The sequence below is a fragment of the Actinoplanes sp. OR16 genome (genome assembly GCF_004001265.1).
In the GTDB taxonomy this organism is placed as follows: Bacteria; Actinomycetota; Actinomycetes; order Mycobacteriales; family Micromonosporaceae; genus Actinoplanes.
In genome coordinates this window covers 4,117,265-4,139,082 of the sequence record NZ_AP019371.1, presented here as the reverse complement: position 1 = coordinate 4,139,082, position 21,818 = coordinate 4,117,265, and the positions used below count along the sequence as shown (strand labels likewise).

General features: G+C 70.9%; 18 protein-coding genes. 10 read left to right on the top strand and 8 right to left on the bottom strand.

From position 1 onward, the window contains the following. Positions 1-16: 16 nt before the first annotated feature. Positions 17-784, bottom strand: coding sequence for an enoyl-ACP reductase FabI (gene fabI, locus EP757_RS19205; protein WP_127547940.1), 768 nt, complete (start codon positions 782-784; stop codon positions 17-19). 23 nt (positions 785-807) lie between these two features. Further along, positions 808-1,512: a 3-oxoacyl-ACP reductase FabG gene (gene fabG / locus EP757_RS19200; protein WP_127547938.1), complete on the bottom strand. Its 705-nt coding sequence runs from the start codon at positions 1,510-1,512 to the stop codon at positions 808-810. 41 nt (positions 1,513-1,553) lie between these two features. Here fabG and EP757_RS19195 point away from each other — a divergent pair, with 41 nt between their 5' ends. Together EP757_RS19195 and EP757_RS19190 are read left to right on the top strand one after the other, a co-directional pair. After that, the gene (locus EP757_RS19195; RefSeq protein WP_174262418.1) at positions 1,554-2,762 is read left to right on the top strand and encodes a sensor histidine kinase; all 1,209 of its coding nucleotides are present in this window, start codon (positions 1,554-1,556) and stop codon (positions 2,760-2,762) included. Beyond that, the gene (locus tag EP757_RS19190; protein WP_127547936.1) at positions 2,759-3,406 is read left to right on the top strand and encodes a response regulator transcription factor; all 648 of its coding nucleotides are present in this window, start codon (positions 2,759-2,761) and stop codon (positions 3,404-3,406) included. The genes EP757_RS19195 and EP757_RS19190 overlap by 4 nt, the downstream gene beginning before the upstream one ends. 371 nt (positions 3,407-3,777) lie before the next feature. Here EP757_RS19190 and EP757_RS19185 read toward each other — a convergent pair whose 3' ends face one another. From EP757_RS19185 to EP757_RS19175, 3 genes are all read right to left on the bottom strand, one after another. Then, positions 3,778-4,728: a 26S proteasome regulatory subunit RPN10 gene (locus tag EP757_RS19185; protein ID WP_127547934.1), complete on the bottom strand. Its 951-nt coding sequence runs from the start codon at positions 4,726-4,728 to the stop codon at positions 3,778-3,780. Next, positions 4,725-5,672 carry a DUF58 domain-containing protein gene (locus EP757_RS19180; protein WP_127554319.1) on the bottom strand — a complete coding sequence of 316 codons (948 nt, stop codon included), beginning with the start codon at positions 5,670-5,672 and terminating at the stop codon, positions 4,725-4,727. The genes EP757_RS19185 and EP757_RS19180 overlap by 4 nt, the downstream gene beginning before the upstream one ends. A gap of 299 nt (positions 5,673-5,971) precedes the next feature. Continuing rightward, positions 5,972-7,132, bottom strand: coding sequence for a MoxR family ATPase (locus EP757_RS19175; protein ID WP_127547932.1), 1,161 nt, complete (start codon positions 7,130-7,132; stop codon positions 5,972-5,974). A 344-nt stretch (positions 7,133-7,476) separates the two neighbouring features. On the opposite strand from EP757_RS19175, the gene EP757_RS19170 reads away from it, so the two are divergent. From EP757_RS19170 to EP757_RS19155, 4 genes are all read left to right on the top strand, one after another. Further along, the gene (locus tag EP757_RS19170; protein WP_127547930.1) at positions 7,477-7,698 is read left to right on the top strand and encodes a hypothetical protein; all 222 of its coding nucleotides are present in this window, start codon (positions 7,477-7,479) and stop codon (positions 7,696-7,698) included. Positions 7,699-7,708: 10 nt separating this feature from the next. Continuing rightward, positions 7,709-8,218, top strand: a complete 510-nt coding sequence (locus EP757_RS19165) for a PH domain-containing protein (protein ID WP_370457841.1) — start codon at positions 7,709-7,711, stop codon at positions 8,216-8,218. A 311-nt stretch (positions 8,219-8,529) separates the two neighbouring features. Next, positions 8,530-9,867 (top strand): PH domain-containing protein, encoded by a 1,338-nt coding sequence (locus tag EP757_RS19160; RefSeq protein ID WP_127547926.1) that lies wholly within the window; start codon positions 8,530-8,532, stop codon positions 9,865-9,867. 61 nt (positions 9,868-9,928) lie between these two features. Next, positions 9,929-10,318: a thioesterase family protein gene (locus EP757_RS19155; RefSeq protein ID WP_127547924.1), complete on the top strand. Its 390-nt coding sequence runs from the start codon at positions 9,929-9,931 to the stop codon at positions 10,316-10,318. Here EP757_RS19155 and EP757_RS19150 read toward each other — a convergent pair. Further along, positions 10,310-11,239: a carbohydrate kinase gene (locus EP757_RS19150; RefSeq protein ID WP_127547922.1), complete on the bottom strand. Its 930-nt coding sequence runs from the start codon at positions 11,237-11,239 to the stop codon at positions 10,310-10,312. The genes EP757_RS19155 and EP757_RS19150 overlap by 9 nt on opposite strands. Positions 11,240-11,341: 102 nt before the next feature. Here EP757_RS19150 and EP757_RS19145 point away from each other — a divergent pair, with 102 nt between their 5' ends. The 4 genes from EP757_RS19145 (at position 11,342) to EP757_RS19130 (ending at position 17,306) form a co-directional block, all read left to right on the top strand. Further along, the gene (locus EP757_RS19145; protein ID WP_197725538.1) at positions 11,342-11,965 is read left to right on the top strand and encodes a superoxide dismutase family protein; all 624 of its coding nucleotides are present in this window, start codon (positions 11,342-11,344) and stop codon (positions 11,963-11,965) included. A 73-nt stretch (positions 11,966-12,038) separates the two neighbouring features. Further along, complete coding sequence (locus tag EP757_RS19140; protein WP_127547919.1) at positions 12,039-13,490, top strand: aminopeptidase P family protein; 1,452 nt, start codon at positions 12,039-12,041, stop codon at positions 13,488-13,490. A gap of 46 nt (positions 13,491-13,536) precedes the next feature. Beyond that, entirely contained in the window at positions 13,537-16,251 is a 2,715-nt protein-coding gene (locus tag EP757_RS19135; protein ID WP_127547917.1) for a BTAD domain-containing putative transcriptional regulator, read from the top strand. Between the two features lie 50 nt (positions 16,252-16,301). Continuing rightward, positions 16,302-17,306, top strand: coding sequence for an alpha/beta hydrolase (locus EP757_RS19130; RefSeq protein WP_127547915.1), 1,005 nt, complete (start codon positions 16,302-16,304; stop codon positions 17,304-17,306). Positions 17,307-17,377: 71 nt separating this feature from the next. Here EP757_RS19130 and EP757_RS19125 read toward each other — a convergent pair whose 3' ends face one another. Both EP757_RS19125 and pulA read right to left on the bottom strand, forming a co-directional pair. Beyond that, positions 17,378-17,896: a hypothetical protein gene (locus tag EP757_RS19125; protein WP_232050569.1), complete on the bottom strand. Its 519-nt coding sequence runs from the start codon at positions 17,894-17,896 to the stop codon at positions 17,378-17,380. A 723-nt stretch (positions 17,897-18,619) separates the two neighbouring features. Next, positions 18,620-21,808: a pullulanase-type alpha-1,6-glucosidase gene (gene pulA, locus EP757_RS19120; RefSeq protein ID WP_127547910.1), complete on the bottom strand. Its 3,189-nt coding sequence runs from the start codon at positions 21,806-21,808 to the stop codon at positions 18,620-18,622. Between the last annotated feature and the right edge of the window lie 10 nt (positions 21,809-21,818).

Below are 21,818 nucleotides of genomic sequence, written 5' to 3'. Positions count from 1 at the left end.
CCATCCTGCCACCGACTTACGCGCCGATCGCGTGGTAACCCCCGTCGACGTGGACAACCTCACCCGTGGTGGCCGGGAACCAGTCGGAGAGCAGCGCGCAGACCGCCTTCGCGGCCGGCTCCTGGTCGGTCAGGTCCCAGCCCAGCGGCGACCGGGTCTGCCAGGCCTCCTCGAACTGCTCGAAGCCGGGGATCGACTTGGCGGCCATGGTGCGCAGCGGACCGGCCGAGACCAGGTTGCTGCGGATGCCCTTCTCGCCGAGGTGCAGGGCGAGGTAGCGGTTCGCGGACTCCAGGCCGGCCTTCGCGACGCCCATCCAGTCGTAGACCGGCCACGCCACCGTCGCGTCGAAGGTCAGGCCGACGACCGAGCCGCCCCGGCCCATCAGCGGCAGCGCCGCCATGGCCAGCGACTTGTAGGAGAACGTAGAGATGTGCAGCGCGGTCGCGACGTCCTCCCACGGTGCGTCGAGGAAGCCGCCGCCGAGGCAGGACTGCGGGGCGAAGCCGATCGAGTGGACGACGCCGTCCAGCCCGTCGACGTGCTCGCGGACCTTGTCGGCCAGCCCGGTCAGGTGCTCCTGGTTCGTCACGTCGAGCTCGATCACCGGGGCCGGCTCGGGCAGCCGCTTGGCGATCCGCTCGACCAGCGACATCCGGCCGAAGCCGGTCAGCACCACGGTGGCGCCGTTCTCCTGGGCGACCTTCGCCGCCGAGAACGCGATCGAGGCGTCGGTGATGACACCCGAGATGAGCAGCCGCTTACCGGCAAGAAGTCCAGACAATTTCTTACTCTCCTGAAAAAGAATCAGTGGCCCATACCGAGGCCACCGTCGACCGGCAGCACGGCGCCCGAAATGTACGCCGCACTGTCGCTGGCCAGGAACGTCACCGCGGCGGCGACCTCGTCCGTGCTGGCGAGGCGCCCGGCGGGAACCGACTTGATGATCTCCGCCTTGCGCGACTCCGGGAGGACGGCCGTCATCTCGGTCTCGATGAAGCCCGGCGCCACCACGTTCGCGGTGATGTTGCGGCTGCCCAGCTCGCGGGTGATGCTGCGGGCCATGCCGACGAGGCCGGCCTTGCTCGCCGCGTAGTTCACCTGGCCGGGACCGCCGTACAGGCCGACGACCGAGGAGATGAAGATCAGGCGGCCCCACTTGGCGCGCAGCATCTTGGCGCTGGCCCGCTTCGCGACCCGGTAGGAGCCGGTCAGGTTGGTGTCGATGACCCGCTCGAACTGCTCCTCGCTCATCCGCAGCAGCAGCGTGTCGTCGGTGATGCCGGCGTTCGCCACCAGGACCTCGACCGGGCCGAGCTCGTTCTCCACGTACGTGAAGGCGGCGTCGACGGCGGCCGCGTCGGTGATGTCGCACTGCACGCCGAGCAAGCCCTCCGGCGCGCCCGACCCGCGGTGGGTCACGGCGACCCGGTCACCCTGCTTCGCGAAAGCCTGGGCGATGGCCAGGCCGATGCCGCGGTTTCCTCCGGTCACCAGAACGGTCCGAGCCACTGCACCCAACTCCTTCGACAACTGGTCCTAACCTGCTGGGAATGGAGACTAACGGCCCTACCGCACGGCGCGGCGTGACGGGGCCGCTGACTTACCTAACGTTCAAGAGGGAAACTCCCAGGCCACCGGCTCAGCGTCGATGGCTGCGCAACGCTCTGCCGCTCATCCTCCTCGCCCTCGCCGGGCTCGGGCTGACCGCCGGTCAATACATCGCCTCGGTCCGGGAACTGCCTGTCCCGCTCGACCTCCTGATCGCTGTGGGCTCGGTGCTGCCGGTCGCGGTGGCGTACCGCTGGCCGGTCCTGGCCTGGCGTCTCGTCTTCCTGATGCTGTTCGCCGGCACGATCAACGCGACGCCGGCCGAGCCGTGGCCGTGGAACACCGTCCAGATCATCGGCGCCCTCTTCGTGCTCTGGCGGCTCGCCGCGACGAACGAGTCGCAGGTGACGATCTGGGCCGTCACCCTCACCCTGATCCCGATCTTCCTCTTCGCGCCGGACGCCAACGCCTGGGGCGCCGCGCTGCTCGTCGTGGCGGTCGCGGCGATCGGCGACATCCTCTCCCGGCGCCGGCGCACCCGTGAGCTGATCGAGGAACAGTCCGAGCTCACCGAGCTGGAACGGGCGCGGCGGGCGATCCTGGAGGAGCGGGCCCGGATCGCGCGGGAGATGCACGACGTGGTGGCGCACCACATGTCCATGATCGCGGTGCAGGCGGAGACCGCGCCGTACCGGGTGGAAGGCCTGCCGGACGCCGCGAAGCAGGAGCTCACGGCGATCGCTGCGGCGGCCCGGGAAGCGCTCACCGACATGCGGCGGCTGCTGGGCGTGCTGCGCGCCGATCAGGAACAGACGATCAAAGAGCCCCAGCCCGGGTACGACCGGATCGCCGAACTGGTGACGACCGCGCAGCGCGCGGGCCTACCCGTCAGCGCCGAACTGCCGGAGATCGGCGGGTTGCCGGAGGCGGCGGGGCTCACGGCGTACCGGATAGTGCAGGAAGCCCTCGCCAACGCGGCCCGGCACGCGCCCGGTGGCCCGGTGCGCCTCGAAGCCCGCGCCTCCTCGGCGACCCTGGAGCTGGTCGTGCGCAACGCGCTGACCACCGACGCGCCGGAAGGCAGCGGGCACGGGCTGATCGGCATGCGCGAACGGGTCGAACTGCTCGGCGGCGAGCTCGCCGCCGGGCCGGACGGCGAAGGCGGCTATCGGGTCGTCGCGAGAATCCCCCGGCAGAGGACGGTCGAATGATCAAGGTACTCATCGCTGACGACCAGGCCATGGTCCGGCAGGGGTTCGGCGCGCTGCTCGCCGCCCAGCCCGACATGCTCGTCGTCGGCGACGCAGCGAACGGCGCGGAGGCAGTCACGGCGGCCCGCACACTGGCGCCGGACGTGGTGCTCATGGACGTCCGGATGCCGATCATGGACGGTTTGGAGGCGACCCGGCGGCTCGCGGGCGGCCCCCGTGTGCTGATTCTCACGACGTTCGATCTCGACGACTACGTCTACGAGGCGCTGCGGGCCGGTGCGAGCGGCTTCCTGCTCAAGGACGCGCCCGCGAACGCCCTGGTCGACGCCGTCCGGGTGGTCGCCGCCGGCGAAGGACTGCTGGCCCCGTCGGTGACCCGCCGGCTGATCGCCGAGTTCGCCGCCCGCCCGCACCGCAACCGGCCACGCCCGGTGCAGCTGAACGCCCTCACCCCGCGGGAGACCGACGTGCTGCGGCTGATCGCACGCGGCCGCTCGAACCAGGAGATCGCCGCTGACCTGGTCGTCGCCGAGCAGACCGTGAAGACGCACATCGGCAAGATCCTCGCGAAGCTCGATCTGCGGGACCGGGCGCAGGCGGTGGTGCTGGCGTACGAGACCGGGCTCGTGGCGGCCGGCGAGTAGCCTTTGGAGTGACCCGATTTCTTTAAGCGTGGCTTAAGGGGTACGCTCCCTGACTGTTCCCAGGCCGCAACGAGCTACGGAGGTGATCGCTGTGCGAGATAGCGATCCTCCTAGTCGTGGCCGGGACGCTCGTCAGCGTTTCTGACCGCTGACCAGACTTCTCCCACCCAGCACCCACCGGCTCTCGGCCGGCTTCCGTCGCGTGCGCCGCGACCCGGGTGCGGGCTCGGCCGCGACGTGACCTGCGCGTTCTTCCTCGCTCAGTCACCAGCGGAAGTTGGACTCATCATGAAGAACCTCGTTGCGCCCCTCGGATTCACCCTCCTCTCCGCCTGGGTGGTCATGCTCTTCGTCCTCGCGCACAGCACGCCCTAAGGCAGTCTCGAGGTCCAGAGCAGGCTCAGAGCGGCGCCGATCAGGCCGAGCAGCAGACCGGCCCCGGCGTACCACTGGGTCACCTCACGCGGCTCCGTCCGGTGCCCGATCGAGCTGCCCATGTCCTCGTAGACCTGCTTGAGCTCGCTCACCGAGGCGGCCTCGTAGAAGTAGCCCTTCGTGTTCTCCGCCAGATCCTGCAGCGACAGCCGGTCCACCGGCACCCGCTGCACCGAACCACGGATGTCCACCACGCCCGTGTCGGTGCCGAACGCGATCGTGGAGACCGGCACGTTCGCCTGCGAGGCGGCGGTCGCCGCGTCCTCGATCGACCGGCCGGACGTGCGGTAGCCGTCCGACAGCAGCACGATCCGGGCCGGCGGAGCACCGTCCGCGCCGTCCGACGGCACCGAGCGGATCGCGTCCAGCGAGGTGAAGACCGCCTCACCGGTCGCCGTCGCCTCGGCCAGCGTCAGCCCGTCGATCGCAGAGATCACCGCCGACCGGTCCTTGGTCGGCGAGACCAGCACGTTCGCCGCCTTCGCGAACGAGACGAGTCCCAGGTTGTACGTCGGCGGCAACTCGCTCACGAACGCCTTCGCCGCCTCCTGCGCCGCCTCGATCCGGCTCGGCGCCACGTCGTCGGCCTGCATCGAGAGCGAGACGTCGATGGCGAGCATCACCGTCGCGCGTTCGAGCGGCTGCTCGGTGTCGACGCTCGGCCGGGCGGTCGCCGCCGCCAGCGCGCCGAGCATCAGCAGGAAGGCCGCCGCCGAGACGTGCCGGCGCCAGCCCAGGCCCTTCGGCGCCAGGGTGCGCAGCAGGTCGACGTTGGTGAAGCGCATCGCGTAGTTGCGCTTGCGGAACTGGCGCCAGACGTACGCGCCGGCCATCGCGAAGACCGGCAGCAGCGTCAGCAGCCACCACGGTTCCAGGAAACGGATCATCGTGTGGTCCCTCGGGTACGGGCGTGGCGCTGAGCGGCCACGAAACGGACCATGTCGAGCAGCCAGTCGGTGTCGGTGCGCAGCCTCAGGTGGGCGGCGCCGGCGGCACGCAGCGCGCGGGCGATCCCGGCCCGCTGCTCACCGGCCGCCTCGGCGTACTTCTGGCGCAGTCGCGGATCGGCGGTCTGCACCTCGTGCAGCGCGCCGGTCTCCGGGTCGGCGAGGGTCAGCACCCCGACGTCCGGCAACTCCAGCTCGCGCGGGTCGACCACCTCGATCGCCAGCACGTCGTGCCGGACCCCCAGCTTGCGTATCGGCCGGGCCCAGCCCTCCACCGGCGCCAGGAAGTCACTGATCACCACGGCGACGCCCCGGCGGCGCGGAGGACGGTTCAGCGCGTCGATGAGCTCACCCAGGTCGGCGCGCCCCGGCCGGATCGGCGTCCGGGCGATCGCGCGCAGCAGCCCCTGCGCCTCCTTGCGCCCCGGCCGCGCCGGCATCCGGGCCATCGGCGGGCCCGGCGGTGGCCCGGCCTGCGTCGCCGCCTTGCGCCACCAGCGCCTTTCACCCTTGTCCGGTACGCCGGAGCCGGTGCCGACGACCGCCCCGATCCGGTTCCCGCCGCGCGCGGTCAGATGGGTGATGGCCGTGGCCGCCGCGACGACGAGGTCACGCTTGAGCCAGCGGGCGGTGCCGAAGTCCAGGCTGGCCGAGAGGTCGACCGCCATCCAGGTCTCGAGCTCCCGGTCGGCCACCGTGCGGCGCACATGCGGCAGCGTGGTGCGTGCGGTGACCGGCCAGTCCATCCGGCGCACGTCGTCGCCGGGGCGGTACTCCCGGGACTCGCCCGCCTCGGTGCCCGGGCCGGGCAGCAGGCCGACGTAGTCACCCTGCAGCAGACCGTCCAGCTTCCGGGTGACCAGCAGTTGCAGCCGCCCCAGCACCGCCTCGGCCCGGGCCGTCTCCCCGCCGTCCCCGGAGCGCCCGCCCGCGCCGGCCGCCGGGGGTTGCCCGGCCGCGTGACCCGAGCCGGCCGCGAATCCCTGCCCCTGGTCCGCCGCGTACGGCTGGCCCGCCGCATACGGCTGGCCCGCTGTGTACGCCTGACCCGCCGCAAACGCCTGGCCCGTCGCGGACGCCTGGCCCGTCGCGGGCGCCTGGCCCGTCGCGGGCGCCTGACCTGCCGCAAATGCCTGGCCTGTCGCGGGCGCCTGGCCTGTCGCGGGCGCCTGGCCCGGGTGGCTCATTGCTGGCCGGGCCAGCCGCCGGCCTGCGGGAACGGCTGGCGGTTCTCGAAGGCGGGGACGCCGCTCGTCGGCTGGACGCCGTTGCCGTTCGCGCCGGGGTGTGGGGACGTGCCCTGGCGGGACGCCACCGAGGGCATCGGGACGGTCTGCATGATCCGGGCGACGATGTGGTCGGCCGGGATGTCGTCGGCGAGGGCGTCGTAGCTGAGCACCAGGCGGTGCCGCAGGATGTCCGGCGCGATGTCCTGCAGGTCCTGCGGCAGCGCGTAGTCACGGCCGCGGAGCAGGGCCAGCGCGCGGGTCGCCCGGACGATGCCGAGGGAGGCGCGGGGACTAGCGCCGTACTGAATCAGCTGCGCCACGTCGGGCATGCCGTGCTGGGCCGGGGCGCGGGTGGCGAGCACCAGCCGGACCGTGTAGTCGACCAGGGCGTTGTGCACGAACACCTGGTCGGCGCGCTTCTGCAGGGCCAGGAGATCGGCCGGGGTGAAGACCTGTTTCGGCTCCGGCGCGCTCACGCCCATCCGGTAGACGATCTCGCGTTCCTCGGTGTCCGTCGGGTAACCCACGATGATCTTCATGAGGAAGCGGTCGCGCTGTGCCTCGGGCAGCGGGTAGACGCCCTCCTGCTCGATCGGGTTCTGCGTGGCCATCACCAGGAACGGGTCGGGCACCGTGTGGCTCTTGCCGCCGATCGACACCTGGTGCTCGGCCATCACCTCGAGCAGGGCGGACTGCACCTTCGCCGGCGCGCGGTTGATCTCGTCGGCGAGCAGGAAGTTGACGAAGACCGGGCCGAGCTCCACGTCGAACTGCTCGCTCGACTGCCGGTAGATCCGGGTGCCGACGATGTCGGCCGGGACCAGGTCGGGAGTGAACTGCACCCGGGAGAACGAACCGCCGACCACCTTGGCCAGGGTCTCCACGGCCAGAGTCTTCGCCACGCCGGGGACGCCCTCGAGCAGGCAGTGACCGCGGGCCAGCAGCGCCACGAACATCCGCTCGACCATCCGGTCCTGACCGACGATGACCCTCTTGACCTCGAACATCGCCCGCTCGAGCTGGGTCGCGTCCTGCGACGGCGGCACCGCTGCGGGCGGCGTCGGCACCGAGGCGTCGGCACTGATCTCGGTCTCGGGCGTGCTCGGCTGCGCCACCGGTCCTCCACAAGCGGTTGTGATGCGCCGGCATGGATGCCGACAGTCCAAGACTTACACGACAGACAACACCACACGGCTGAGAGGTTCCTAAGAAGTCGCGGCGGTGTGCGCCCTCAGCCTAGGCATCGAGGCGTCACCTCGCAGTCACCGATTGCCGGAGGGCGCAAGAGGCCGGTCGTGTTGATCTTTATGCGCGATCCGCCGGAACGGGCACCGTCATCGGGTGGATCCGTTCGGATTTGAAGCGTGTAGCATTTCCCTTGTCGCCGGGCGGCTTCCCCCGTGGCCGCCCGGCGCTAACTTCTCGTCCTCCCATTCAGCCCATTCGTTAGGTTCTGAGAATGGTTGAGGAACTCATACCCCAGTGCTCGTCCAAAGGCTGCCGCGCCGCGGCCGTCTGGCAGCTGCATTGGAACAATCCGAAATTGCACACCCCCGACCGCCGCAAGACGTGGCTGGCCTGCGGTGATCATCGGGAGACGCTCGGCGCCTTCCTCGACGCGCGCGGCTTCCTGCGTGAGGTCACGCCCTTCACGGCAGCATCGGATGCGGTCATCTCCTAGGCTTCACGTTGTGAGCCAGCCGCCGAATCCCGTCGATGCCCTCGAACCGTGGCCCGACACCGTCGAGTGGCGCCCGGTCTCGCCCAAGCTGATCATCGTGGAGCTGATCGTCCTCGCCGTCTGGGTCATGGTGATCATCGCCGGGCTCACCGTCGCGTGGGCGGTCTGGCAGCAGTCCGGCTGGCTCATCGGGATCGGCGCGGTCTTCCTGCTCGGCGTCTGGCGCGCCGTCGTGGAGGTGCGGGCGGTGAGCGCCTGGGGGTACGCCGAACGCGACAACGACCTCCTGGTCCGGCACGGGCTCCTGGTGCGCCACCTGTCGATCGTCCCCTACGCCCGGATGCAGTTCGTCGACGTCACCGCTGGACCGCTGGAGCGCGCGTTCGGCCTGGCCACCGTGCAACTGCACACCGCCGCGGCGGCCAGTGACGCCCGCATTCCGGGCCTGCCGCCCGAGGAGGCGTCCCGCCTGCGCGACCGGCTGACCGCCCTCGGCGAGGACCGGGCCGAGGGCCTGTGACCAGCGCCGGCCTCCCGCCCCAGATCCCCGGCCCGCCCGGCCCGCCAGCTCCGCCCGGCGCCGCCCCGACACCCGGCCCCGCGTCCCCGGCCGGTCCGCCCAGCACACCACCGGCACCGCAAACCGGCCCTCCGCACGCCCCGCAATCCGGCCCGCCGCACGGCCCACAATCCGGCCCGCCGCACGGATGGCACGGCTCGGCGCCGGAAGCCGGCCCTTCGCAGGGCTGGGACGGATCGGCGCCGGAAACCGGTTCGACGGTCGGTGACGCTTCTCAGGGGGCTCCGCCGGCAGCGGGGTGGGCGCCCGGTGTGCCGCCGGTACAGGATCCCGGGGCCGGGCTGGAGAAGCGGCAGCGGTTGCATCCGCTCAGTCCGCTGCTCAGTGGCGCCAAGAGCATCGTGGTGATCGTGGCGGCGCTGTCCTGGCAGACGCTCTCGCAGCTCGGGCCCACCCATTTCGCGATGGTGGTGGCGGCCCTGGCCGTCGGTGTCGTGATCTTCTCGGTGATCGGCTGGTGGAACACCGGCTACCAGGTGATCGGCCGCGAACTGCGGATCGCCGAAGGGCTCATCTGGCGGCGCAACCGGGCCATCCCGCTCGACCGGCTGCAGGCGGTGGAACTCCGCCGTCCGCTGCTGGCCCAGATCACCGGGCTCGCCGAACTCCGCCTCGAAGTGGTCGGCGGCGGCAAGACCGAGGCACCCCTCGCCTACCTCACGGTGCGGGAGGCCGCTGTTCTGCGGGAGCGTCTTCTGGCGCTGTCCGGACGTACGACATCCGCTCCGGCCGCATCAAGCACGCACCCGGCGGCCGGAGCCGCCGCCATGACCCCCGCCGAGGCCCCCCTCTATCGCGTCAAGAACACGGATCTGCTGGTCAGTCAGCTGCTCACGCCGCAGGCCTTCTTCCTGCCGATCGGTATCGCGTGGGTCGTCACGCAATTCGTGATGGAGGGATCGTGGACGTTCATCGGCATCGCCAGCACCATGACCGCGATGGCCGGCGTGCTGCTCCAGCCGATCCGGCGGGTCCTCGGCGACTGGGACTTCCGGCTCAGCCGTGACCACGACCGGCGGCTGGTCCTGCACTACGGATTGACCGAGACCCGTAATCAGGTCGTGCCGCCGTACCGGGTCCAGACCGTCCGGATCGTCTGGCCGTTCCTGTGGCGCAAGGCCCGCTGGCTGAACCTGCGGCTCGACATCGCCGGGTACAGCGGTCCCGAACCCGGCGACGACAAGAGCTCCGACCGCCTGATGCCGGTCGGCGACATCGCCACCGCCCGGACCCTCGTCGGTGAGGTCCTGCCCGGCGTCGATCTGGCCACCCTCGCCACCTCGCCGCCGCCCGCTCGCGCTCGCTGGCTGCACCCGGTGGCGCTGCGGTACTACGGCGCCGGGCTGACCCCCGACGTGTTCGTGACCCGGCAGGGGCGGATCACCCGTGAGGTGAGCCTGGTGCCCTACGCACGGATGCAGAGCGTGCGGGTCGTCCAAGGTCCGCTGCAGCGGATGCTCGGGCTCGGGACCGTCTATGCGGACACCGCCGGCGGGCGCTCCGGGGTGGCGCACGATCGGGACCTCAACGAGGCCTACGCGATCGCCGAACAGCTGGCGCTGCGGGCCCGCGCCGCCCGTTCCCGATAGGCGCCGGGGCCGCGCCATTTCGGGAGACGCCGGGGCGGTGGTCCGCGTTTAAGCTGTGGCCATGGAGTCTCCGGAGTTCGCGCCGGGTATGAGTGCCCGGGTCGAGTTGACGGTCACCGACGCCGACACCGCGCAGTCCCTCGGTTCCGGTGACGTGCCGGTGCTCGGGACGCCGCGCGTACTGGCCCTCGCCGAGGCCGCGACGGTGGCCGCCACCGCCCGGCAGATCCCCGGTGGCGTCACCACCGTCGGCAGCCGGGCGGAGGTCTCGCACCGCGCGCCCACGCCCGTCGGACGGGTCGTGGTGGCGCAGGCGACGCTGACCAAGGTGGACGGGCCGAAACTGTTCTTCGACGTGACCGTCCAGGACGGGAACACGGTCGTCGCCGAGGTCCGGATCGAGCGGGTGGTGCTCGACCGTCAGCAGTTCATCGCGCGGGCACTAGGTTAGATCTCCCCACCGGGCGGTGAGCTCGGCGGCGGTCGGCATGGCGGTGGCGCCGCCGGGGCGTTCACAGACCAGTCCGGCGACGGCCAGGGCGAACCTCACATGGCCTTCCAGGTCGTGGAGACTCCGCGGGGCGCCGCTGCTCAGCAGCCGGGTGACGAGCGCGCCCATCACCGAGTCGCCGGCGCCGGTCGCGTCGATGGCGTCGACCTCCGGCGCGTCGAGCATCGTTCCATGATCACCGAATGCGACGTAGGCACCTCTACTGCCACAGGTGATGACCTTCGCTGCTGCTCGGATCCTGGAGGCTGCCTTCGCCGGGTCGTCCTCTCCGTACAGGACGACGGCGTCGGCGATGCTGAGCTTCACCAGGTCGGCGGTGCTCGTGAACTCGTCGACCAGGGTCCTGAGCTCGTCGATCGCCTTCTGATCAGGAAGCAGGGTCGGTCGTACGTTCGGATCGAACACCCTCAGCGGCCCCCGCACCCGCCAAGCCGCCCGCGCCGCCGACCGGAAGGGCTCCCGCAGCAGGCAGATCGACCCGGCGTAGAGGACACTCGCCTCCTCGACCCGCCCGAGGTCCACGTCGTCCGGCCCGAGCAGGGCGTAGGACGGCGGCTCACCGTAGAACGTGAACGTCGGCTCGGCGCCCTCGAACGTCGTCACCGCCAGGGTCGTCGGCGCCTTCACCCGGGTGATCCCGCGACCGCCCACGCCGGCCTCGTGCAGGAAGGCCGCCATCCGCTCGCCGAGCACGTCCTCGCTGAGCGATCCGGCGTACTCGACGGCGCCACCGAGCCGCGCCACCGCCACCGCCACGTTGAGCGGCGCGCCACCGATCGCCTGGCGATAGATCTGCTCCCCGCCGGACTCCGCCTCCAGCAGGTCGATCAGCGCCTCACCCATCACCATCGCGTAGCCCATGACCGCAGCTTCTCACGTCACCGGCGGCCGAGGAGGGGGTGAGATGGGTAGTTACGGAGGTGACTTTGGGATGATTTGGCGATGAATAGAGGAATTGTCCTTATGGTGGCGCCCATTCTGCTCGCCGGGTGCAGCAGCGCCTCGGCCACCGGCCGCGCCGTCGTGATCGAGCCTTCGACCTCCGCGGGCGCCGCCCTGGTTCCGGCGGCGGTGACCACGGGCAGCTTCCGGACGTGGCGGGAAGGCGCGACCGCCGTCACCTACGACACCACCGCAGTGCCGGTCGGGGCCACCGCTGAGGTCGCCGTCACCGAGGCCGCCGGCGGGGTCAGCGTGGCCGTGACGGTGAGTGGGCTGGTGCCGGGGCGGGCCTACGGGGCTCACCTGCACAACAACCCGTGCACCGCGGATCCGGCCGGCGCCGGGCCGCACTACCAGAACCGGGTCGATCCGGCCGCCGGGCCTCAGAAGCCGTCCGTCGACCCCGCCTATGCGAACCCGGAGAACGAGGTGTGGCTGGACTTCACCGCCGACGCCACCGGGGCCGGATCGGTCACCAGCGTGCAGGGGTGGCGGTTCAGTTCGGAGCGGCCGCCGTGGTCGTTCGTGCTGCACGCCGAGGGAACCCACACCGGGCACGGCGAGGCGGGGACGGCCGGCGCGCGGCTGGCCTGCCTGACCCGGACACCGGCGCCGGCCTACGTGAATCAGCCCGGGCGAGGCTGAGGCCGCCACCGCGCCTGCCGTCCGTCCCGCCGGGGCTGTACCGTCGGGTCAGCGAGAACGGAGGCATCCTCAGATGGGCGAGCAAGCCAAGACTGAGTCGCACGACCCGGATTTCCCGGAGGCGTTTCTGCAGTTCATGCGCAGTGGCTGGCGGGAGGATCCGCTCGCGGTGACGCCGCTGCCGGAGGTGCCGAACTATGCGAAGCGGCGCGCGGCGCTCTCCGAGGCGTTCCCGGGCGAGACGCTGATCATTCCGAGCGGCAACGAGAAGGTCCGGGCGAACGACACCGATTACACGTTCCGTCCGGGCAGCGACTTCTTCTACCTGACCGGCGATCGTGACCCCGACAGCGTGCTGATGCTGCGGCCGAGCGGCTCCGGGCACGACGCGATCCTGTTCACGCGGGAGCGCAACTCGAAGGAGACCGACCGGTTCTTCCGGGACCGCAACGGCGAGCTGTGGATCGGCCGCACGCACACGCTCGGCGAGAAGTCGGCGGAGCTGGGCATCGACACGGCTTCGCTCGGCCACCTCGGGCCGGTGCTGGCCAACTCGGCGCCGGGACGCACCCGGGTGCTGCGCGGGCTCGACGCGAACGTGGACCGGGCCGTGCTCGCGTACGAGCCGAGCCGGGACAAACCGCGCGACCGGGAGCTGGCCTGGGTCATCTCCGAGCTGAAACTCGTCAAGGACGAGTGGGAGATCGCCCAGCTGCAGGACGCGATCGACGCGACGGTGCGCGGCTTCGAGGACGTCGCCCGGGTGCTGCCGGCCGACCGCCCGGTCAGGGAGCGGCTGCTCGAAGGCGTGTTCGGGCTGCGGGCGCGGCACGACGGCAACGACGTCGGCTACACCTCGATCGTCGGTTCCGGGCCGCACGCGACGATCCTGCACTGGGTCCGCAACACCGGCCTGACCACGCCGGGTGACCTGCTGCTCATGGACATGGGCGTGGAGGGCGACAACCTCTACACCGCCGACGTGACCCGGACCGTGCCGGTGAACGGGACGTTCACTCCGCTGCAGCGCCAGGTCTACGACATCGTGCACGCGTCGCAGCAGGCCGGCATGGACGCCATCCGGCCCGGTGTGAAGTTCAAGGACGTGCACCTCACCTGCATGCGGGTGCTCGCCGAGGGTCTGCACGACCTGGGCCTGCTCCCGGTGAGCGTGGACGAGGCGATGAGCGAGAACAGCACCGTCTACCGCCGGTGGACGCTGCACGGCTTCGGCCACATGCTCGGCATCGACGTGCACGACTGCGCCCACGCCCGCAAGGAGAACTACCGGGACGGCGAGCTCAAGGAAGGCTATGTGCTGACCGTCGAGCCGGGCCTCTACTTCCAGGCCGAGGACGAGCTGGTCCCGGCCGAGTTGCAGGGCGTCGGCGTCCGGATCGAGGACGACGTGCTGGTGACGGCGGACGGCTGCAAGAACCTGTCGGCCGGTCTGCCGCGATCCTCCGGCGAGGTCGAGCAGTGGCTGGCGTCGCAGCGGGAGGCCGGTCCCCGGCTGCCCATGTGATCCAGGTGACCTGTCGTCCGGGGGGAAACCCCGGCAAAGTGGTCGCATGAGTTCCGGGGAGCCCGCCGTCAGGCTGCGTGCCTACGGCGGGCTCCGCATGTGGCGGGACGGCGCCGAGGTCGACATCGGACCGCCGCGGCAGCGGGTTCTGCTGGCCGCCCTGCTCGCCGCTCGTGGTGGCGTCGTCGGTATCGACGCGCTGGTCGAGCTGATCTGGGGGTCGGAGCCGTCGCCGAGCGCCGTCAATCAGCTGCATCGGCTGGTCGGGCAGGTACGACGGCTGTTCGAACCCGATCTGCCGAGCCGGGCCGCCGGCGAGTGGGTGCTGCCGGCCGGTGAGGGATACCGGCTGGCCTCGGATCTCCTCGGCGACCGGACGCTGGAGACCGTGCAGGAGCCGGCGTTCGCCGGGTTGGACGCCGATGTGCTGGAGCATCCGCTGTTCGTGACGCTCGCCCAGGAGCGGATCCAGATCGCCGTCTCCGCCGCCGACGAACTGCTGGACGGCGGCGGATCGCCGTCCGCGGTGCCGCTCATCCAGCGGATCGCCGCCTCCGCACCCCTGCATGAGCCGCTCCAAGCTCGGATGATCCGCGTCCTGCTGGCCGCCGGGCGGCGGGCCGAGGCGCTCGTGCTCTTCGACGAGGTACGCCGCCGGCTCGCCGATGACCTCGGCGCCGATTCGGGGCCGGAGCTCCGCGCCGCGCACCTGCTGGCGCTGGCCGACGAGCCCGCTGAAGCCGTGGCCGCGCCGGGCCGCCCCGACGCGCACCGGCCTGTTCAGTTGCCCCGCCGGGTGGCGGGGTTCGTACCCCGGAATGATCTGACCGCGACCCTCGACGCCCAGGCGGACGGCGCGGAGATCGTGATCCTGAGCGGCATGGGCGGTGTCGGCAAGACCGCGCTCGCCGTCGACTGGGCGCACCGGATCTCTGGGCGGTTCCCGGACGGCCAGCTCTACCTGAACCTGCGCGGCTTCGACCCGGGCGGCCGGCTCATCGACCCGGTCGACGCCCTCAACACGCTCCTCGAATCCGTCGGCGTCTCGCTCGCCTCGCTCAGCGGCGCCGGACTCGACGCTCGGGCTGCCCGATTCCGATCAGCTCTGGCCGACCGCAAGATGATCGTGCTGCTGGACAACGCTCGCGATTCGGAGCAGGTCAGGCCACTGCTGCCGGGCGTACAGGGATGTCTTGTGGTTGTCACCAGCCGCAACCGCCTGACCGGTCTCGTCGCGCGGGAGGGCGCCCGGCCGGTGCACGTGGGCAGGCTCGGTGAGGCTGCTGCCCGGGAGCTGCTGGCCAAGCGGATCGGTGCTTCCCGGCTCGCCGCCGAGCCGGCGGCGAGCCACGATCTGGTGCGGTTCTGCGCGGGACTTCCGCTTGCGCTGGCGATCGCGGCGGCCCATGCATCGGTACGCCCGGAGCTCCGCTTGAGCGAGTTCGTCGAAGAACTGGAGCTGGACGCGTTGTCGACCGGGGAGGCCGGCGACGACGTGCGGTCCACCTTCTCCTGGTCGTACGACGCGCTCTCGCCGGCCGCGGCCCGGCTGTTCCGGCTGCTCGCCGTCCACCCCGGACCGGAGATCTCGATCGCCGCGGCGGCGAGCATCTCGGGGGCCGGCCCGAAGACGCGCTCACTGCTGGCCGAACTCAGCGCGGCGAACGTGCTGACCGAGGCGGACGGACGCCGGTACACGATGCACGACCTGCTCCACGCGTACGCCGACGAGCTGCTGGACGCCGCCGGTGAACGGAAGGAAGCCGAGAAACGGCTGGTGGAGCACTATGTCCGGAGCACGCGGCACTCGTACCTGATGTTCGGCAGGCCGCAGGTGACCTATCTCGGGCCCCCGTCCGCCGGCATGACGATCGAGCGGCCGGCCGACTTCGCGGCGGCGCTGGAATGGTACGTCCGGGAGAAGCCGACCCTGCGCGCCGTCATCGACCTGGCCCTCACCCGGCGCTGGCACCGCGAGGCGATCGAGATGGTCCTCGACCTGCGGGCCGCACGCAGCTCGGTGGTCGAGCCGCCGGCCGACTCCGCCGAGCAGTCCGAGCGGGCGCTGAAGGCGGCGCAGGCCCTCGGTGAGCCGGTGCTGGAGGCCGGGATGCTGCGGGAGACGTCGATCGGTCTTCGTACGACCGATCCCGTGCTCTTCCAATCCCGTCTGGAGCGGGCCCTCGCCCTCTACGAGGAGATCGACGACCTCTCCGGGCAGGCGATGGTGTGGCGCAACATGGCGTGGTCCCCCTCCGCCGACCCCTCCTCCCGGCTGAAGCATGCCCGCCGCGCCGTCGACCTCGCCGAACTGGGCGGCGAACCGAGCGTGCTGGTCTTCGCCCTCTCCGCGCTCGTCTCCGAACTCCAGGCACAGGGCGACCTCGCCACCGCCGCCGACGTGGCGCTCGAAGGACACGAGCTCGCCGTGCAGAACGACATCATCGACATGTCGTCGGAGACGGCCGGGAAGCTCGCCGAGATCCACCTGCAGCGCGGGGACCATGCGGCCGCCGCCCGGTTCGCCCGGGTGGCCCTCGACCGGACACCGTCCGCCGAGATCTTCACGCCGTTCCACGCGAACGCGATCCTCGCCTCGGCGCTGGTCGCGCTCGGATCCTCGGCGGAGGCGGCCTCGGTGATCGCCACGTTCCGGCACCTCGCCACCCAGCACTCGCACATCTATCGGGTCGTGTGGGGTGAGGACGAGGTCGAGGCCGTGATCGCGCGCGTCGAGGCTTGTGCATCCGCGATGCACTGAATCTGCACTGCCCTTCGGTTTCCTTGCCTTCTCAGACGAAGGAGACCGCGATGGGCTACCCCGAACCCGTGCTCGAACCGGCCGCTCAGGCGTTCGCCGATGCCACGGCGCATCCGCCGTACCTCCCTGATCTCGGTCCTTCCGAAGGCCGCCGGATCGTCGCGGAGACCCAGGCCGGTGACGTGCCGAAGCCCGACGCCGACATCGAGGACCTCACCTTCGCCGGGGGCCCGACCGGTGAGGTGCGGATCCGGATCTACCGTCCGGCGGGCGTCGTCGGGCAGCTGCCGGTGGTGCTCTACACGCACGGCGCCGGCTGGGTCTTCGGCGATTCCAGCACCCACGACCGGCTCGTCCGGGAACTGACCGTCCGCTCCGGCGCCGCCGTCGTCTTCGTCGAGTACTCCCGGTCACCCGAGGTCCGCTATCCGATCGCTCTCGAACAGGTCTACGCAACCCTGGAGTGGATCACCACGCACGGCGTGCTCTTCGCCCTGGACGCGACCCGGATCGCCGTGGCGGGCGACTCCGTCGGCGGCAACATGACAGCGGCCCTGACCATCCTGGCGAAGCAGCGGTCCGGTCCGGAGATCCTCGCCCAGCTGCTCTACTACCCGGTCACCGACGCGTCGTTCGACACCGACTCCTACGACCGGTTCGCCGAAGGCTACTGGCTGCGGCGGGACTCGATGGCCTGGTACTGGGACCAGTACGCCCCGGACGCCGCCCAGCGGTCCGAGATCACGGCCTCACCACTCCGCGCCAGCGTGGAACAGCTCGGCGGCCTGCCCCCGGCTCTCGTGATCGTCGCCGAAGCCGATGTGCTCCGCGACGAAGGCGAGGCCTACGCGGCGAAGCTCCGCGCTGCCGGGGTGCCGGTGACCGCCGTCCGGTATCAGGGGATCATCCACGACTTCGCGATGCTGAACGCGCTGCGCGAGACGAATGCGGCTCAGGCGGCCACCGCTCAGGGCGGGGAGTTCCTGCGGCAGGCGCTGGAGAAGTCCGTTGAGGCCTATCCCGTTGAGCGGCGGTTCATGCGGAGTGCGGTGTGAGGCGGCGCTTGGTGAGGCGATAAGTCCGGCGCTGCGCGCCTGACTTATCGCCTATATCAGCATTTAGTGGGTCAGGCAGTCGGCTTGTAATCGTGGACGCTCCAGCACTCGGCGCCGTCCGCGGTGTCCGTCACGTTGATGGTGACCTTGACCGGGTGACCGTCCGCCGCATCGAACTCGGTCGACACCTCGGCGCCGTCCTCGTTCGCCGTCTGCGCCATCTCGACGAGCTCGGCGAGGGTCGGCACCTCGATCTCCTCGCCCTCCTGACCGGTGACCGGCCCGAGATCCACCTCTGCTGACCCGGACGCCGACACCGCCGGGGCGCCCACCCGCTCGGCTTTGGTGACGGCACCCGCGGCGACCGTCACCTGGTACCTCCCCAGCGGCGCGGCCGCGTCACAACCGCGGGTCATGACGTAGGAGTAGGCGGACGGCTCGGTGAACGCCGGCGCCGAAGCAGCCGTTCCCGTTCCCGCAGCGGCCGCCGACCGAGCCGGGTCGGCGAACTCCGGCTCGTCATCGCCGGACGTGCATCCGCCGGCGAGAGCTACCAAGATCAACGCGCACAGGGCACGCTCGAACCGCACCACGACCTCCGCTCCACGGCCACCGACCGTCGGCGGCGCGCTCGCGCGGAGACGGTTTCGCTCCCCGCGCGGCGCAATCTACGGCATCATCCTGTCGCCCTACCGCAACCCGTCGCGCGCGCCGAGCCGCACCAGCCCTCGAGGGCGCTCAACGCACGCACCGGACAGCCGCGTCCGTTGACCGCCCCTATGAGGGCGGCCACCGCACACAACAGCAGACCGCGGGCGCCCACCGCCCACGTCGGGCGGTCAACGCACGCAACGGACCCCGGCACGGGCCGTCAGCGCACACAACGACGAACCGCGTGCGCCCACCGCCCCCAGAACGGCGGCCAGCGCACACAACAGCAAACCGCGCGCACCCACCGCCCACGCCAGACGGTCAACGCACACAACCAACCCGAGCACTGGCCGTCAACGCACACAGCCAACCCAGGCACGGCCGTCAACGCACACAACGACGAACCGCGTGCACCCACCGCCCCCAGAACGGCGGCCAGCGCACACAACAGCAAACCGCGCGCACCCACCGCCCACGCCAGACGGTCAACGCACACAACCAACCCGAGCACGGGCGGTCAACGCACACAGCCAACCCAGGCACGGCCGTCAACGCACACAACGACGAACCGCGTGCACCCACCGCCCACGCCAGACGGTCAACGCACACAGCCAACCCGGGCACGGGCCGTCAACGCACGGACATGGCCGGGTGCGGGGCCGTCAGTCTCGGACGAAGACGGCTACCGAGCGGGCCGGCACGGTCAACTGCCCGTCGGCGGCTGAGGCCGAGTGCAGCGAAGGGTCGGCGGATTCGAGGAGTTCCGGGTGCAGGTGCAGGTCCCCGACTCCGGGCAGGCGCGACACCGACGACTCCGTGGTGGCGTTGAAGACGACGACCAGGGTTCGCCACGGTGAGTCGAGGCCGGTCGCGTCCAGGACCATCACGATCACGCCGGGCGCTTCCGACGGGCCGCCGAGCGGGAACGCCACCCTCCTCTGCACCTCGTCGGCGGTGGGCAGCCCGAAGACCGCGGACGACCGCCGGATGCGCAGCAGTTCCCGGTAGCGCGAAGCGGTCAACTCCACGGCATCGACCGGCGGCACGAGCGCCGGATCCCCCAGAACCGGCCGGAGACTGTCCCATTTGTCGCCATTATCCGCAAATGGAGGCAACCCCAGCCCGAACCCGTTCCCACCCGACCAGCGGATCCCGTTGAACCAGTCCCCCGAGTTGAACGAGTTCCGATCGAGCGACTTCGACCGCAACCGCTCACTGCCCAGGGCCACGAACCCGGTCCCCTGGCTGAGGACGACGAGCGAGAGCGCCAGCACCTGCATCCGGGCACGGTCCACCGGCGACGTGGACGGGGGCAGCTTGATCGCCATGGCGTCGTACAGGATCTCGTTGTCGTGGGCGTCCACATAGTTGACGGCCTCACCCGGATCGTGGGCATACCCGCTGGGCGACCCGTTGTAGTCGATCTGCGAGCCGCTGCGTTCGGCGCCGGTGTGCGTGACGAAGCGGTAGGAGGCGAGCGCGCCGGACAGGCCCACCTTGATCTGGTCGTGGAGCCAGAGTGGAGTGCGGGCGCCGAGTCCCGTGGCGAACCCCTGTGAATCCTCGGAGCCCCGGACCGCGTCCCGGAGGCGGTCGTTGAAGGTGCCGATCCCGGTGCCGGCCATGTTGACCTGGGTGGCCTGGGCGAATCTCGCGTCGTACGCGACCTCGCCGAAGTTCCAGCCTTCGCCGTACAGGCAGATCTCCTTGCCGGAATCGCCCAGCCGGTCCAGAGCGATGCGCGCCTCGAGGATGTTGGCGCGCGGATGGTGTCCCATGAGGTCGAAGCGGAAGCCGTCGATCTTGTAGTGCACGGCCCAGGTGACCAGCGAGTCGATGACCAGCTTGCTCATCATCATGTGCTCGGTGGCGGTGTTCGGGCAGCAGGTCGACTCGGCGGTGCTGCCGTCGGCGAGCAGGCGGTGGTAGTACCCGGGCACGATCCGGTCGAGCACGCTGAACCGGTCGAGGCCGTCGCCCATCGTGTGGTTGTAGACGACGTCGAGCACGACCCGGAGCCCTGCCGCGTTGAGCGCCGCCACTGCCGCGCGCAGTTGCAGGATGCGCGCGGCGCCGGACGGATCGGTGGCATAGCTGCCCTCCGGCGTCGTCCAGTGCCACGGGTCGTAACCCCAGTTGTATCCGTCGGCGTCGGCCACCTCCATGACCGCGCGCTGCTGTTCCGGCGAGTCGGGCGGGAACGACGCCAGGTCGCAGGCGGGCACCGCCTGATCGCCGCGCCGGTCCGGAACCGTGGCGAAGTCGTTCACCGGCAGCAGATGCAGATGGGTCAGCCCGGCCTCGGCGAGCGACCGCAGATGCCGCATCCCGTCCGCGTCGGGCCTGGTGAACGCCGCGAACGTGCCGCGCTCCGCGGTGGGGACCGACGTGTCGAAGATCGAGAAGTCGCGGACCGACACCTCGCCGATCTGCATCCTGGCGGGCGCGACCGCCGGCGGCTTCACCAGGGCGTCCCAGCCCATCGGCTTCAGCGCGGGATCCGCGAGATCGACCAGCTGGCTGTGCGTGGAGTCGGTGGCGAGCGAGTACGAATACGGGTCGGTCACGCTCGTCGTCACCACGCGCTGCGCCGCCGGATGCCACAGTTCGACCCGGTAGCGGTAGTACCGCCCGAGCCACTTGGGCTTCACGTCGATCGACCACACGCCGGTCACGTGATCCCGCGCCATCTCCAAGATCCGCGGTTCTTCGGAAGGCGCCCGGAACAACTCCAGCGACACGGTGATCGCGGTCGGCGCCCAGACCGCCAGCCGCGGCGAACCCTCGCCGGAGTCGAAGGTCAGCCCCAGCTCGGCGTCGGCAGCGTCGGCGTAGAGATCGTCCAGCACCCCCGCGAGCTGCACCGCCGTCAGCGCCACCACCTCGCCGCCCTCATCCCGGCCGGTGACCACCAACCGGCCGCGGAGCAGGTCGCCGAGCGCCGCGTCACCCATCTCCCGGATCGCGAACGCGCGGTAGGCGCGCAGGTGGGGGAAGCGCCGGCTCTGCGCTTGGAAGAGACCCCCAGGGCGGGGTACGAGGGAAAGCTCCCGCTCGCCGGCGTCCAGCACGAACGAGACGGCCCGGCCGGCGAACCAGTCGGGAAGGGCGATCGTCCCCCGGTCGACGAAGACCGCATAGGCGCGGGCCGGGTCCAGTTCCGGCCCCAGGGTTCCCAGGTCAGGACGAACCGGCGCGGCCACCCCCGACTCGATCCACAGCTCACGAGCGACGGTCAGGTCGAGGCGCTGGTCGTCGGGCAGGTCCTTCTCGTCACCCCGATGAATGACGTACCGGAGTCCGGCCGCGTCCGGGCGGACCGGGACCTCGAACACCGCCCCGAACGCGTCGAAGCGGGACGGTTGTCTCGGCGTACCCCACCGGGTCTTGTCCTTGATCGGGACGCCCTCCCAGCAGTGCAGGCCCCACCCGCTGTAGTCGCCGTCGGGTCGCCGGTAGTGGATGACGGCGAGGCCGGAATCCACTACCGGCTCAGAATCCGGCCTCTCTCCAGAAACGCGCCGATCGTTCGCTGTCACCCATACTTCCGAAATGTCGGAGATGTTGACCCACCGGTCCACCTCGACGTCCTTCGCGCCGAACCGGTGGACGACCAGGAACCCGACCTCACGAGCATTCTCGGACAGCCGCACGAAGGCGAACCGCCCGAACGAGTCCTCCCCGGCGAACGGCGCACCCTGCGGATAGACCATGTCAGCTGCGACATCGCCCCAGGCGTGAAGGGACCAGTCCGCATAGTCGCCGTCGGGCCGGTGGTAGTGCACGATGAGCCATTGCGGACGGGCGGTGGCCCGAGGGGTGGCGGTCGCAGTGATCTCGATCGTCGTCACCGGACCATGG